The organism is Fibrisoma limi BUZ 3 (assembly GCF_000296815.2).
GTDB lineage: Bacteria > Bacteroidota > Bacteroidia > Cytophagales > Spirosomataceae > Fibrisoma > Fibrisoma limi.
The window spans coordinates 688,385-701,703 of sequence record NZ_CAIT01000005.1 but is presented as its reverse complement, the minus strand read 5'-3'; the positions used below and the strand labels follow the sequence as shown (position 1 = coordinate 701,703).

Annotated in this window: 13 protein-coding genes; 4 read left to right on the top strand and 9 right to left on the bottom strand. The window is 50.6% G+C overall.

The genetic code is table 11. The features are described from left to right. The first annotated feature begins 45 nt into the window (after positions 1 to 45). Positions 46 to 474: a nuclear transport factor 2 family protein gene (locus tag BN8_RS07785; RefSeq protein ID WP_009281285.1), complete on the top strand. Its 429-nt coding sequence runs from the start codon at positions 46 to 48 to the stop codon at positions 472 to 474. Between the two features lie 4 nt (positions 475 to 478). On the opposite strand, the gene BN8_RS07780 is transcribed toward BN8_RS07785, so the two are convergent. The 3 genes from BN8_RS07780 to BN8_RS07770 all read right to left on the bottom strand — a co-directional run bounded on the left by BN8_RS07780 (position 479) and on the right by BN8_RS07770 (position 2,781). Further along, on the bottom strand, positions 479 to 1,198 hold the full coding sequence (locus BN8_RS07780) for a 2-C-methyl-D-erythritol 4-phosphate cytidylyltransferase (protein ID WP_009281284.1): 720 nt from the start codon (positions 1,196 to 1,198) through the stop codon (positions 479 to 481). Between the two features lie 61 nt (positions 1,199 to 1,259). Further along, complete coding sequence (gene queA / locus BN8_RS07775; protein ID WP_009281283.1) at positions 1,260 to 2,303, bottom strand: tRNA preQ1(34) S-adenosylmethionine ribosyltransferase-isomerase QueA; 1,044 nt, start codon at positions 2,301 to 2,303, stop codon at positions 1,260 to 1,262. Between the two features lie 115 nt (positions 2,304 to 2,418). Next, positions 2,419 to 2,781 carry a hypothetical protein gene (locus BN8_RS07770; protein ID WP_009281282.1) on the bottom strand — a complete coding sequence of 121 codons (363 nt, stop codon included), beginning with the start codon at positions 2,779 to 2,781 and terminating at the stop codon, positions 2,419 to 2,421. 209 nt (positions 2,782 to 2,990) lie between these two features. Here BN8_RS07770 and BN8_RS07765 point away from each other — a divergent pair, with 209 nt between their 5' ends. Beyond that, positions 2,991 to 3,959 (top strand): SMP-30/gluconolactonase/LRE family protein, encoded by a 969-nt coding sequence (locus BN8_RS07765; protein WP_009281281.1) that lies wholly within the window; start codon positions 2,991 to 2,993, stop codon positions 3,957 to 3,959. 90 nt (positions 3,960 to 4,049) lie between these two features. On the opposite strand, the gene BN8_RS07760 is transcribed toward BN8_RS07765, so the two are convergent. From BN8_RS07760 to BN8_RS07745, 3 genes are all read right to left on the bottom strand, one after another. Then, on the bottom strand, positions 4,050 to 4,688 hold the full coding sequence (locus tag BN8_RS07760; RefSeq protein ID WP_009281280.1) for a 3-keto-disaccharide hydrolase: 639 nt from the start codon (positions 4,686 to 4,688) through the stop codon (positions 4,050 to 4,052). Between the two features lie 157 nt (positions 4,689 to 4,845). After that, positions 4,846 to 5,613, bottom strand: a complete 768-nt coding sequence (locus BN8_RS32420; RefSeq protein WP_009281279.1) for a GNAT family N-acetyltransferase — start codon at positions 5,611 to 5,613, stop codon at positions 4,846 to 4,848. A 59-nt stretch (positions 5,614 to 5,672) separates the two neighbouring features. Next, positions 5,673 to 6,293 (bottom strand): pyridoxamine 5'-phosphate oxidase family protein, encoded by a 621-nt coding sequence (locus BN8_RS07745; protein WP_009281278.1) that lies wholly within the window; start codon positions 6,291 to 6,293, stop codon positions 5,673 to 5,675. A gap of 24 nt (positions 6,294 to 6,317) precedes the next feature. Between BN8_RS07745 and BN8_RS07740 the strand changes: the two genes are divergently transcribed. Beyond that, positions 6,318 to 7,862 carry an aminotransferase-like domain-containing protein gene (locus BN8_RS07740; protein WP_009281277.1) on the top strand — a complete coding sequence of 515 codons (1,545 nt, stop codon included), beginning with the start codon at positions 6,318 to 6,320 and terminating at the stop codon, positions 7,860 to 7,862. 72 nt (positions 7,863 to 7,934) lie between these two features. Here the strand turns inward: BN8_RS07740 and BN8_RS07735 are convergent, their stop codons facing one another. Together BN8_RS07735 and BN8_RS07730 are read right to left on the bottom strand one after the other, a co-directional pair. Further along, positions 7,935 to 8,177 (bottom strand): Ada metal-binding domain-containing protein, encoded by a 243-nt coding sequence (locus BN8_RS07735; protein WP_009281276.1) that lies wholly within the window; start codon positions 8,175 to 8,177, stop codon positions 7,935 to 7,937. Then, positions 8,174 to 8,893, bottom strand: a complete 720-nt coding sequence (locus BN8_RS07730; protein WP_009281275.1) for a 2OG-Fe(II) oxygenase — start codon at positions 8,891 to 8,893, stop codon at positions 8,174 to 8,176. The genes BN8_RS07735 and BN8_RS07730 overlap by 4 nt, the downstream gene beginning before the upstream one ends. 243 nt (positions 8,894 to 9,136) lie before the next feature. On the opposite strand from BN8_RS07730, the gene porU2 reads away from it, so the two are divergent. After that, a complete protein-coding gene (porU2, locus tag BN8_RS07725) occupies positions 9,137 to 12,403 on the top strand; it encodes a putative type IX secretion system sortase PorU2 (protein WP_009281274.1) in 3,267 nt (1,088 codons plus the stop codon). Here the strand turns inward: porU2 and BN8_RS07720 are convergent. Continuing rightward, positions 12,400 to 13,059 (bottom strand): hypothetical protein, encoded by a 660-nt coding sequence (locus BN8_RS07720; RefSeq protein ID WP_192579027.1) that lies wholly within the window; start codon positions 13,057 to 13,059, stop codon positions 12,400 to 12,402. The two genes, porU2 and BN8_RS07720, sit on opposite strands and share 4 nt — an antisense overlap. Positions 13,060 to 13,319: the final 260 nt, after the last annotated feature.

Sequence of the window (13,319 nt, the reverse complement as noted above, 5' to 3'; positions counted from 1 at the left end):
TTGTATAATGACTCTCCAAACCTGTCTACCATTAACCCTACTACCATGAAACAATTCATTACCCTTTGCCTGATCGCCGTTGCTCCAATTGCTTATGCCCAGTCTCCCGCCGAAAAAGATGTGATGGAAACTGAAAAACGCCGGTTCAACGCCCTGGTCAGCAAGGATTATACCGTACTGAATCAGACATTATCCGACGATCTGGTGTACACCCATTCCAACGGACTTGTGGACGATAAACAGTCTTTTATTCAGTCAATCAAGGACGGCAAACTGGCCTATTCTGCCATTGATCCGCAGGAGCAGAAAGTGCGGCTATATGGCAACACGGCCATTGTGAACGGGGTTTGTCAGGTCAAGGCCGTCAGCAACGGCGAAACGCTCAGTTCCCGGCTGCGCTACACCGATGTGTACGTGAAAAAAGGCAAGCAGTGGCAACTTGCTACCTGGCAGTCCCTGCGGCTGACGCAGTAGCTTCCTAACCGGCGGAGTCGAACGTAGCGGCCCAGAGCATATCCTCAGGCGTAGTAATCTTGATATTTTCGTAAGCACCGTCGATCAGCGTTACCGCAAAACCGGCGTACTCAACGACGCTGGCGCAGTCGGTAAAAAACGGCTGTTCGTCGACCTGAAACGCCTGTCGAAACAGATCGAGTCGAAACGTCTGGGGCGTTTGCACCAGCCTGACGCGGCTACGGTCGACGGCCTGGCTCTGGCCGTCGTCGCCGACCAGCCGGACGGAATCTTTGGCCGGTACGCAGGTTACGGCACTGCCCATCTGCGAGGCCACGACAAAGCTGTTTCGAATGATCTCGGGCGATACGAACGGGCGGACGCCATCATGAACGGCCACCAGACCTCCACCGGTTTCGTTGTCGGCCAGAATAGCCGACAGGCCATTGCGCACCGACTGAAATCGGGTAGCGCCCCCATTCACGACCCGAACGCTGGCCGGATAAAAGCCATACTCCTCACAGAGGGTGGCCCAGGTCTGCCGGTCGCGCTCGGGCAGGACCAGCACAATTGACATAGCCGACGACGCGGCCAGAAAGCGTTCGATGGTATGTTGCAGAATCGGCTTGCCGTTCAATATCAGAAACTGCTTGGGGACATCTGATTTCATTCGGCTGCCACTACCACCGGCTACGATGATGGCATAAAGAGGATCAGCCGAAAAATCGGTTACTGGATAGGTCATAAAAAAGGGGCCGCTTGGCCCCTCAAATGTACTGACTGACGGTTCAACGAACCAACTGCGTTTACAAAATCAGCATGGCATCGCCGTAGCTGAAGAAGCGGTATTTTTCTTTGATCGCCACTTCGTAGGCGTGCCGGATCAAATCGTGTCCACCGAAAGCACTGGTCATCATGATCAGAATTGACTCCGGCAGGTGGAAGTTTGTCAGCAGTGAGTTGGCGATTTTAAAATCGTAAGGAGGAAAAATAAACTTATCCGTCCAGCCTTCTACCGGCTTCAGGCGGCTGTTGGCCGATACCGACGACTCAACCGCTTTGAGCGACGTAGTACCGATGGCACACACCCGCTTGCCCGCGTCGAGGGCTTCGTTGACAATCTGCGCCGAATCGTCGGAAATACGGTAGTTCTCCGAGTCTGTTTTATGTTTGGTCAGGTCTTCTACATCAACCTGCCGGAACGTACCAAGCCCAACGTGGAGGGTAACGGGCGCAAAGTGAATCCCTTTGATCTCCATCCGCTTCATCATCGCCCGGGTGAAGTGCATACCCGCCGTTGGAGCAGCCACCGCCCCAATGTGTTCAGCAAAAACCGTCTGGTAGCGGTCGCGGTCGGCGTCTTCAGTTTTCCGTTTGATCTCGCGGGGAAGTGGCGTTTCGCCGAGTTCGTCAACGGCTTTCATGAATTCTTCGTGGTTGCCGTCGAAGAGGAAGCGAATGGTCCGGCCCCGCGAAGTCGTGTTATCGATAACTTCAGCCACGAGGTCGCTGTCGCCAAAGTATAGTTTATTACCGACGCGGATTTTACGGGCGGGGTCCACCAGAACGTCCCACAGCTTCATTTCCCGGTTCAGTTCACGCAGCAGAAAAACTTCGATTTTGGCGCCTGTCTTTTCTTTATTGCCATACAGACGAGCCGGGAAGACCTTCGTGTTGTTGATCACCATGACGTCGCCGTCATCAAAGTAGCTCAGAATATCCGAAAACTGCTTGTGTTCAATTTGTTTGGTTTTCCGGTGAACCACCATCAACCTAGACTCACCGCGCTCGAGCGGGTATTTGGCAATGAGACTTTCGGGTAAGTCAAATTTAAATTCGGATAGCTTCATAGCGTATCAAACACGAAAAAGAACGGTCTCGTTTGGTAAAGACCGCAAATATACGAAAAAAGCCTGGAAACGGTTAAGATTCCGGGCTTTTTCGTTGGATTTACGAATTAAATGTTTATTGATTATGCGACGACTGGTCGAGTGGCTTCACGGCGCCTTCCATGTTCACCTGCGGCCGGTCTGATACGTTGAACTTAGCCATCAGTTCCGACGATACTTCGTTGGAGTAGGTTCCCTGTGCCGACACGAAGATGCCTTTCAGGCCGTTGCTGGCCGTAATGGCGTACACCGTCATTTCATCGCCGGGGTCCGAGGTCCCTTCGAAACGGTGAAACTCATCCACATTGAACTCCTCACTCCGCAATCTGGTGTCCGATCCGGTTACCTTCAGATACTCCCGGGCCGGTGAAAAATCTTCTGTATAGCCGCGTGTACGAAGGTCCTCCATTGCCTCCGTCACGGTCGTAAAATGTTTCATAACGTAGCCGACTGTTTAGGGTTACAGAAAGGTAACAAGTCAAACTCCAAATGGTTTGGCAACAGATAGGCTATGGAAACTTGTCTGTTGATTGATCCATACCGTAGATTCTTCAAACAAAAATACATGTAGCTACTTCTTTTTTGTACGAGCCTGATTAACGGCTATTTGCAGTACTAACTACACTTTTTCATTCAAACGTATCTCATATGAACAAACAACTGCTTTCCTGGAGCCTGTTTATGGCTGCCCTCATCGGTACCACCGCCTGCGAAGATCACCGCGACAGTCCCAATGCCCCGTTTCCGGAGCGCATCAACTTCGTATCCGAACGCCTGTATCCGGAAGGAATCGCCTACTCGTCGCAGTTGGCTAAGTTTCTGGTTACCTCGATTCCATTTGGGAAAATTGGTACGGTCGACACCGACGGCCGGTATGAAGATCTGCTTACGGCCCCGGAATTTATCGCGGGCATTGGTATGAAAGTCGCCGGCGATCGTGTGTTTGTCTGTAACAGCGATCAGGGCCGGTCGGTAAAGAGCACGCTGGCGACTACTCGCCAGACGGCCGAACTGCTGGTTTTTAACCTCAACACCCGGCAATTGGAACGGCGGACAGACCTGGATGCGCTGATTCCGGCGGCTGAACCAAATTTTGCGAACGACGTAACCCTCGCTCCGGATGGCACGGCCTACGTTACGGATTCGTTCTCACCGGTCATTTATAAAGTAGCCCCCGACGGTATGGCCAGCGTGTTGGTTAGAGATGACGTTCGGTTTGCCAGTCCAACGTTTGGTCTGAACGGAATCGTCTACCACCCCAACAATTTCCTCATCGTTGCCAACACCGGCCAGGGCAAGCTGTACAAAGTTGATCTGCAGAACGGCAATGCCATTTCAGAAGTGGTCGTAAACAACACCAGTCCTACGCCCAATAGTTTACCCGGCGACGGCCTGACACTGCTGAACGGCGACCTGTACGTTGTGACAGGCGGCAATCGTGTCGCACAGGTACGCAGCACTGACAACTGGCAAACGGCAACAGTTGTCAAGTACGATACAGATGTGTACACGGGCGCAACGACCAGCGTAGCGGTTAACAACCAGATTTATACGCTCAACGCCCGTATCGGCCAGAACGCCAACGACCGGGACTTCAGTATTCAGCGGTTTAGGTAAAAGAAAAGGAGGAAAGGAGAAGAGGGGCTGTAACCGTACCCTTTTCTCCTTTCCTCCCCTTTCTCCCTTCCTCCTTGTTTCCCCTTCCTTTTAATCCGGCAAAACCTTAATCATCACGTCCTTGAACATCACCTTGCTCTTGGGGTCGTGGCCCTGAAGAGCTACCGTACCGCTGCTAAGTTTTTTCGGGCTGCGGCCGTTGCTTATGCTGTCGGGCTCGGTGTAATTATTGATCACCTTGTCGTTGATCTTGATCGTTACGTTCTTGCCGTTCACGATGATGTGCTCGGTGTACCACTCGTTGTCCTTCACAAACGTTTCTTTTACATCCTGCAGGGCGTACACACTGCCGGTCTTGCGCCAGTCGGTGTGAGTCTGGTTCACCTGAATTTCGTACCCTTTGGACGGCCAGCCTTTGTCCTGATACGCCGTGTGGATGAACATACCGGAGTTCGACCCAGGCATGGTCATGACCTTCGCTTTAAACTCAAAGTTTTTAAAATTGTGATTATTCACCGGACCGTCGTAGAACAGGTGGGCACGCGGACCAAAAACGACAATGGCGCCATCCTCCACGGAGAACGTACCGGGATTCTCGGCCGCTTTCCAGCCATCGAGGCTTTTACCGTCAAAGATGCTTACCCAGCCGTCGGCGCGTTCGTTGGGTTTCAGAGCCAGGCAGATTGTAAGCAGAAAAACTGCCACCAGCAGGGACATGCGGGTTTTCATGGACGTAGGTTTGATTGGTTAATGTTCGGTTCGGATTTACACAGCCTGCGCAAATCCTACGTCTGTAATAAATCAACCAACCCGGTTTTCTACTATTCTACCCGGCCCAAGGCGGGTGAAATTTTACAATTGCCCTTCTTCAGCTTCCTCGGGGAGGTCATCGGGCTACTGCCTGTTCACCACCAACGGGGCCGTAGAACAGCACCCAGGTCGTAAAATCGTCGGAGAATTGTTCGAACCGGTGTTCAGTACCGGCTGGCACGAACAGCAGGTCGCCGGGCTTGAACGACATGGTTTCGCCTGCACAGCTAAACGTACCGGTTCCGGAAATAACAACGTACACCTCATCGCGGTCGTGGGGTTGCTGTTTATCTACTTTGTCGGGTTTGTAAAATTCCACCAGCAGCGTTCCATGGGTGAATACCGTAGCAAACTCAGCCGTGCTTTGCTTCAGTCGGGCCATACCCGCTTCGGGCGAAAACAGGGTTTCCATATATGAGCGGGTCATATAATATAAATCCAGGCCGGGTGCCCAGAAATCCGGTGTAGTGTATTGCAGTTGAAATCCGAATTTCTCGAAAAACCGATACGCTATCTGCGAAGTCCGGCAGACGATCCGACGCACCGATGGCAACTGTCGGATGGCATCCAGATTATATCGCATCAATGCGCTGCCGATGCCCAGGCCTTTGCGGTCGGGGTCACTCAGAATCCAGCAGATATGGGCTTCGTTTTCTTTCAGGTAATGTCCGCAAGCGCCAACAACCTTACCCATATCTTCCGCGACGAAGTAGGGGTCCGTATACGTTTGCAGAAAGACCGAATACTCATCAACCTCCTGTTCGGCAAACGCCTGGGGTACATTTTTACGAAATACGGTCAGCAGGGCCTCCGCATCGATAGGTTTAAACGCTCGGATGTGCATGGGCTACACCTGTTGATTGGTCAGACCAAACTAACACGCTTACACGTAGCACACAACTACTACAAATAATCTGGCAAGGGTGTCTCCAGACTGCTTGCGGCCGGTTCGGGTGCGAGTCGCACGGTCTGCATCGGAATTACGCCCGCCCAGGTTGGTAATGCCAAATCCTCGGGCTCATCGTTGGGACCGCCCGTTCGGACTTTAGCCGATGCTTCGGTTATATCAAATGCCAGTACGACTGTTTTACGCATCTCGCTGGCCGTGGTTGGCCGGAGATCAGCCCAGCGTCCCGGAATCAGATGGTCCGTGATCAAAACCAGGGCCTCCATTCGTTCCGCTTCATCCGTTACGATTTCGGCCCTGGAAAAAATGACCACCGACCGGTAATTCACCGAATGACTGAACGCCGATTTGGCCAGCACCAGCCCATCGACCAGCATGACCGAAATACAGACCGGATTACCTTTTTGGATCTCGCGGACAAAATGACTTCCCACCGATCCATGAATGTACAGCTTATTCCCACGCCGGGCAAAAGCCATCGGCAGCGAAAAAGGTTGTCCATCAACCGCGTAGCTGATGGTGCAAAACAACGCTTCGTCTAAAATCGGGTGAATGGTCGCTTCGTCGTAGTGCGTGCGTTTCGCCAAACGGCTGGATGTTGTGCGGGTAGTCTGCATCCTGAATTGTCGTTAATACGGCAAATGTCTTACTTTACTGGACTACACAAACCAGCCAGTTTTTACAAAGCCAACAGACCAGTTGTGATTCCCTACAAAACCTTACTCCAGCTTGACCCGTCATCGTCAGTACCGTTGTATGTGCAGGTCAGTGAGCAGCTTCGTCGGCTGCTACAAACCGGAAGCCTCCTGGCCGGCCATAAACTACCCGGTACGCGCCAGTTGGCGGACTTGCTTGGTGTACATCGACAAACCATCGTATCTGCCTACGACGAAGGGCTGGCACAGGGTTGGCTGGAGAGCCGACCGGGGAGTGGTACGTACGTAGCCGCCCACATTCCGGCGGTTCAGCCGCAGGTGCTTGAGACCCCAGCATTAGGAAATCCACCAAATGAGACACCGGGCTACTCCTTTGCAGCAAACCCAGTCCTGGCCCGCCCCCTATTGACCAATCAGGCTGGCCTGCGTCTGGACGACGGCTTTCCGGATATCCGGCTGGCCCCGATAGCCGACCTGAGCCGGGCCTATCGGTCGTATTTCCGATGGGGTAATCCTCAGCAGCATTTTGGTTATGGCGACACAAAAGGCCATCTATTACTGCGCGAACAGTTGTCCCTCTACCTGAACGAAACCCGCGGCTTACACACAACGCCTGAAAACGTACTTATCACCAGAGGCAGTATCATGGGTCTTTACCTGACCAGTCAGGTGTTGCTACGTCCGGGCGATGTAGTGGTTACGGGCGAAACGACCTGGGCGGGTGCCGTTATGAACGTTCAGAAAGCCGGGGCAACGATTCGTACCGTACCGGTTGATCAGCACGGCCTGGATGTAGCCGCTCTGGCCAATCTCTGCGACAGACAGTGGTCAATAGGGCATCCGATCCGACTGGTGTTTGTCACCCCGCACCACCATTACCCAACCACCGTTACGTTAAAGGCCGACCGGCGGGTATGGTTGCTTCAACTGGCCAACGAATATGGATTTGCGATATTGGAGGACGATTACGACTACGATTTCCATTACCTGAGCCGGCCGATTCTCCCGCTGGCCAGTGCCGATCAGCGCGGCATGGTCGTTTATGTGGGCTCCCTCACCAAGTCGGTGGCTCCGGCGTTTCGGATTGGCTACGTCGTAGCGCCCTCTGCCCTGATCGACGAACTGGCCCGGCTTCGGCGCATCATCGACCGGCAGGGCGACCCGATGCTGGAGTTTGCCGTGGCTCAGCTATTCAAAACCGGCGAAATGCAGCGACATTTCCGAAAAGCCCTACGTACCTATCAAGCCCGCCGGGACCGGTTCTGCGAACTGTTGACCGATGAGTTGCCGGAAGTCCTACAATTCACCAAACCCGATGGTGGCATGGCCGTTTGGGCTACGTTTGACCCGGCAATCGACATGGAAGCCCTCGCCCAACGAGCTGGTCAGCAGGGGTTGTTCATCGCCAGTGGCCTGACGCATAACCCACCCGACCAGCTTCTTAACGGCACTCGGCTGGGCTTTGCATCAAGCACGGAGGAAGAGCTGGAGCGAAGCGTGCTGATTTTGAAGAAGGCCGTATCAGAATAGTAGAAATCGGTCGTTTTGTTAGCCGATAGTTGTTACTCTAGTTCACTACGTACCAGACCGTTCCTGACAAGCTTACTGATGACGTAGCCAGCGCCTATACGCGGCCGGCATACACACTGCGCAGGGGCGATACCCATTCGCCAGCGCTTCGGCTTCGTCCGCGAAAAAGACGCGGTTTTCTACGTTCATTCGCTTACCAGCCCGGCAGTCCAGCCGTCCGTAGATTCTCAGGTTCCGGTTGCCACCCAACGTCAGTTTTTTCTGGCGCAGCAGTCGATGCAGCAAGCTACGATCCAGAGCAGTATGGCGGATCATTGAGCATCGTGAAAGATAATTCCCAGGTTCAGGCGGGTGCCCTGCCGGATTTCGCTGACACCGTGCCGCATGCCGACGCGGTAGTAGCCACGGGTGCCTTTGGCCGGCCGATAGCGGGTTGTAAAGATGAGTACCTGTCCCTGCTCTGGTTGCAGCACAATGGCCTTCGACTGCATACGAGGGCGCTGCTCCAGCATCACAAACTCACCACCTACGTAATCACGACCGGGCTGGGTTAAAAACACAACCGCCTGAAAAGGGAAAAACAGTTCACCATAGATGTCCTGGTGAAGCGCGTTCCAGTCGCCGGTTCGATAGTTTAGTATCAACGGCGTTGGGTGGGTCTGACCAGCCTGGTGGCAAACCGCCAGCCATTCATCCAGTTGATCCGGGTAGCGTTGCCCGATGTTCAGCTTTTCGTTCCAGTCGTTAGCGATTCGGGCCAGGGGCGGGAATAGAGCATGGCGCATTTCATCGACCAGAACGGGCAAGGGATAGTCAAAATACTTGTATTCCCCACTACCGAAGTTATGCCGCTTCATGGTAATTGTTTTTCGATACCGATCAGGATTGTCATATCCATCGGCCAGAGCGCGGCATTCATCAGCCAAAAGTAAAGTGGGAAGCAGACAAAAACCGGTCTCATTTAATTCGTACCGGTGCTGATGCCAGTGTATGAGTAGTTCGTCGTGAAGCTTTGTTGATTGGCTATTCATTGTATACGTTGTTAAGAACTACAAAAGTGGCTGAAGTTGACCAATCGCGACACCCGATTCTTGCGAAGTTGAGACCTCAGCTTACTTATTAATGAGGATCATTTAGTTCATATAATCTCCTTATCTTTGAAGGTAACTAACGCTTTCCGGCGATCTGTACAATTGTCTGACTCAACTCGCATTTGTGTCTACTTCTATAAGACAGTTCATGCAATAAACAAGCCCTGATCGGTTCATTAAAGCATGAAAAAAGCACTACTCCCTGTTGTCTGGTTTATTTTACATTCATTTGCGATCCAGGCGCAAAACCTGTTTGGTAATGAGTGGATTAAGCCCAATCAGAATTATATAAAGTTTTCTGTTAATCAGCCGGGAATTTACCGCATTAGCTATCAGGATATTCAGAAAGCAGATGCATCGTTACTTTCTACAAATCCTGTAAACTGGCAGCTTTTTTTTCGTGGCCAAGAAATCGCCATTCGCGTGGTAGGTCAACACGACGGCACTTTTGGTGCTCAGGACTACATCGAGTTTTATGGTGAAAGCAATGACGGCAGCCAGGATTCGCTGCTATACCGACCTAAGACGCGACTTCATCCCTACCAGACTTTATATTCCAACGTAGCGGCCTATTTCTTAACTCATCATCCTGCTCAGCCCGGAAAACGTATTGCTGAATTAGATAACGCAGCGGTAGGGTTATCTCCGGAGAAGTTTCACGTTGAAGAAGTTGTTGAAGCCTTCACGGATGAATACACCTTCAACAATCTGAAAGGAATCGAGCCCCCCTTACAGCAGAGTTATTTTGAGCCCGGCGAAGGCTGGTCTGGCAAGCTGTTAACTGCGGATTCGACTGGGGTGGTTCAGCTTAAATTTCAGAATCGAGTTAAAACCGACTGGCCTGTTGACATAAATGGTATGATCAACGGTCGAGATTTTTTATCTCACCGCATACAGCTTCAGGCTGACGCCAGCACGTACACCCCACTACCGTTTCTGAATTTTTTCGGCTTTATCAGCCAAACGTTTCAAACCCGTATCGACCCGTCGACGCTCAAGAACGAGCAGGTAACCTTACGCTTCAAACCGGAGAAAGGCGGTGGGCCCAATCAGTTTTCAATCACCTACGTCCGATTAACCTACCCCCAATCGTTCGACATGGCTGGTCAGCGCAGCAAGCTATTTCATTTGCCTGCATCGTCGCAGCCATCCGCTTTGCTTGCCATTCCCAACGCACCCTTAGGTGCCCTGGCCTATGACATCACGGACAGGGCAAATTGTCGTTTTCTGAAAACGCAGATTCAGGATGGCCAAACACAGCTTGTCGTCTCTGAAACCGGTCGTAATCGGGATATACTCTTAACAGATCAGGTCCTTAAACCGCTGGCCATACAGTCGGTCCGATTTCGAAATGGGTACGCTAAGACTACCAACTACCTGATTATTACACACTCTTCTCTCAAACAGTCAGCAATGGCTTATGCCACTTACCGGGCATCTGCACAGGGAGGCAACCATTCTCCCCTGGTTGTTGAAGCCGACTCCCTGTTTGATGAGTTTAATTATGGAGAACGTAGTCCCTTAGCACTTCGTCGGTTTGCAAATTACATGCTCACCAACACGACCGTTAGAAACTTATTACTGATTGGTCGGGCAAGCAGCTATCCCTACTACGTTAAAACAGCTACCGACGACCTTGTCCCTACGATTGGCTATCCTGGCTCCGATATTCTGCTGACCGCCGGGTTAAAAGGTTACCCAGCCAATACGCCAGCCGTCCCGACCGGCCGGCTAAACGTTACGACCAACGAGCAGGTGCTTGCTTATCTGGCAAAAGTGAAGCAGTTCGAACTATCCACTCCAAATGACCTGTGGCGCAAGCACATCGTTCATATCAGCGGAGGCAAATCAAAAGAAGAAGCAGAAAGTCTCCGATTAGCCATGACTTCGCTGAGCGATCTGTATACGAAAGGTCTCTTAGGTGGTCAAGTTAGTTCGTTCGGCAAAACAGCTCCTTATGATCAGGTAGAATCCATCAATCTGGCCCCGATCATTAACGATGGCGTTAGCCTGCTCACGTTCTTTGGCCATGCAGGACCGTCTGTAACCGATGTTGATTTCGGTTTTGCGTCTCCCCCGCAGAATGGATTTCGTAACCAGCGCTATCCGCTCATGATCTTTAATGGATGTGGGGTTGGCGAAATATTTTCCCGATTTACTACTTTATCAACTGACTGGCTACTGGCACCAGACAAAGGATCAGTGGTTGTACTGGCCCATTCATATTACAGCTATGAAGAGTCGACCACCCGTTATCTGATTAAACTATATGGTGAACTATTTAATAATGCCTCAACCCTAGGCATGCCCTTTGGCCAGATACAACAACAGCTTAACGGTAATCTCGAACGAGAAGGAGTAAATGATCATGAGGTAGCCGTCCTCCTTCAGATGGTGCTTCAGGGGGATCCGGCCCTGGTGTTATATCCATTACCTGACCCCGACTTTACAATAGCCCCCAAAGGCATTTACATTCAATCATCGGTCTCAGGAAGTCCCCTGAACAATGCGGATTCATTGCGCATTGTTGTGCCCATAGCTAACCTGGGAAAATTTGTACCTGATCAGTCGGCAGAACTGACAATTAAACAAATAAAACCAATTACGTCCAGTAGTCACACGATTCGGTTCAATAGCTTTCGGTATCGCGATACGCTGGTGTACATAGTACCTAAAGATGCTACCGTCCAACGAATAGACGTAGCAATCGATAGTGGTGATCAGGTTAAAGAGCTAAGTGAAACAAATAACACAGCAACGCTTACTATTGATTGGGCACAAGCCGGTACCAGCAATAGTTACCCAATTAATTCGCTGCCTGACGTAGTCAGTCCTACGTTAAATGTGCTTATTAATGGGACGGTTAAGAAAAACGAATCGATCGTCAATGCGAATCCCCGAATCGACATTTACTTGACTGATGAAAATCAGCTTTCCAGGCAGGACCCCAAGGCCGTTGATATTTATCTGACTAGTTGTTCTACTTGTGTACCGCAGCAGGTAAATCCACAATCATTTACGGTTATTGCTGTGGCACCAAATCAGTTGCAGGTAACTACTCTACTCACACTTCAGGAGGGAGAAACGTATCAGTTAACCATTTTTGGAAAAGACGCAGTTGGTAATCGAACGCAATCTCCTTATCAGTTAACTCTCCATGTACTTGGCAGCGAGGAGTCAATCAAGCTTCAAACGTACCCTAATCCTGCTGTCACCTATACAAAATTCCAACTAGACTTAAATACGAAGGATCTACCCACAGCATCTAAACTGACCATTTTCAATGTATTAGGAGTACCTCTTTTTGAGGGCCCGTTTCCAATCGTTATTGGTGAGAGTTCATTGTTGTGGGAAATTAACGCACCAGGAGTGTATCCGTATCAATTACAATTGACCTGGAAAGACGGAAGAGTGCAGACATTCACGGGGCGAATCGTCCGGCAATATTAGGGAAGGTAGCTACTGCTGATTAACTCCCATTTTAACGCATTACCTGACTCGATAACCCCTTTCCCAATACATTCGGGCTGGGATTGGCAAAACGTTAACATCGCATCCTCGCGATAAATCAGACCAACATGACGCGCGTAGACACGTAGGTATTTGCTTTGATCGATAAGGGTAGAATCATTCGGCCCGACTACGGATATCGTATTATCAAATAACCGCTTTCCTGCACTAAACGAACGCCCCATATCACGATATTGAAGTAATGTGTCCGGTTTCGAATTATACAAATTGTTATTCCAGGAGGTTGCAACGGAAATGGGAAAAACAAGCCTGACTGTGGGTACATTGTTTTCCTGAGCAACCACTTCGGTTAAATTGCTGTAGACTGTTCGGATACCGGTTAATTTCCAACTAGCCTTTTCATTCTGACGAATTGACTCTTCAAGCAGGAAAACAACCTGACCATTTTGATTGAATGAACCGGTAATTTTTTCCTGTAATTGATACATCCGATTAGCAATGGCAGTATTCTCTGAATACTGATTATGTGTTACCTGATACACCCAATAAGCACCGACCTGTAAAGGGAAATAATCGGTATCGTTGGGTGCAGGCTCTTCGTTGTTTCTTTGGCAGCTAATGCTAACGATGAGCATAATCAAATGAGACAGTACAACCCAAAAGTATCGTTTAAGCATATCACCTATACGTTGTTTAATCATAGAAATATACATTACTGCCAAAGCGACCCAGACACTTCCATTTCGTAGCAAACTCCCCCACCTGCAGCCAGAAGACTCTCAAAGTTAGTTAGCTTTACCGTTCGGCCACAACTCCTGCATTAACTCTACGTTTGGTATGTTATGTAGGTAATCTGTCCATAATCGCAACCGTCAGAGTCGACCTAAACTACATC

Coding starts and splice junctions, on each gene's coding strand:
- BN8_RS07785 (WP_009281285.1), top strand. CDS start 46: ATGAAACAATTCATTACCCTTTGCCTGATCGCCGTTGCTCCAATTGCT.
- BN8_RS07780 (WP_009281284.1), bottom strand. CDS start 1,198: ATGACCTATCCAGTAACCGATTTTTCGGCTGATCCTCTTTATGCCATC.
- queA (WP_009281283.1), bottom strand. CDS start 2,303: ATGAAGCTATCCGAATTTAAATTTGACTTACCCGAAAGTCTCATTGCC.
- BN8_RS07770 (WP_009281282.1), bottom strand. CDS start 2,781: ATGAAACATTTTACGACCGTGACGGAGGCAATGGAGGACCTTCGTACA.
- BN8_RS07765 (WP_009281281.1), top strand. CDS start 2,991: ATGAACAAACAACTGCTTTCCTGGAGCCTGTTTATGGCTGCCCTCATC.
- BN8_RS07760 (WP_009281280.1), bottom strand. CDS start 4,688: ATGAAAACCCGCATGTCCCTGCTGGTGGCAGTTTTTCTGCTTACAATC.
- BN8_RS32420 (WP_009281279.1), bottom strand. CDS start 5,613: ATGCACATCCGAGCGTTTAAACCTATCGATGCGGAGGCCCTGCTGACC.
- BN8_RS07745 (WP_009281278.1), bottom strand. CDS start 6,293: ATGCAGACTACCCGCACAACATCCAGCCGTTTGGCGAAACGCACGCAC.
- BN8_RS07740 (WP_009281277.1), top strand. CDS start 6,318: ATGTCTTACTTTACTGGACTACACAAACCAGCCAGTTTTTACAAAGCC.
- BN8_RS07735 (WP_009281276.1), bottom strand. CDS start 8,177: ATGATCCGCCATACTGCTCTGGATCGTAGCTTGCTGCATCGACTGCTG.
- BN8_RS07730 (WP_009281275.1), bottom strand. CDS start 8,893: ATGAATAGCCAATCAACAAAGCTTCACGACGAACTACTCATACACTGG.
- porU2 (WP_009281274.1), top strand. CDS start 9,137: ATGAAAAAAGCACTACTCCCTGTTGTCTGGTTTATTTTACATTCATTT.
- BN8_RS07720 (WP_192579027.1), bottom strand. CDS start 13,059: ATGCTCATCGTTAGCATTAGCTGCCAAAGAAACAACGAAGAGCCTGCA.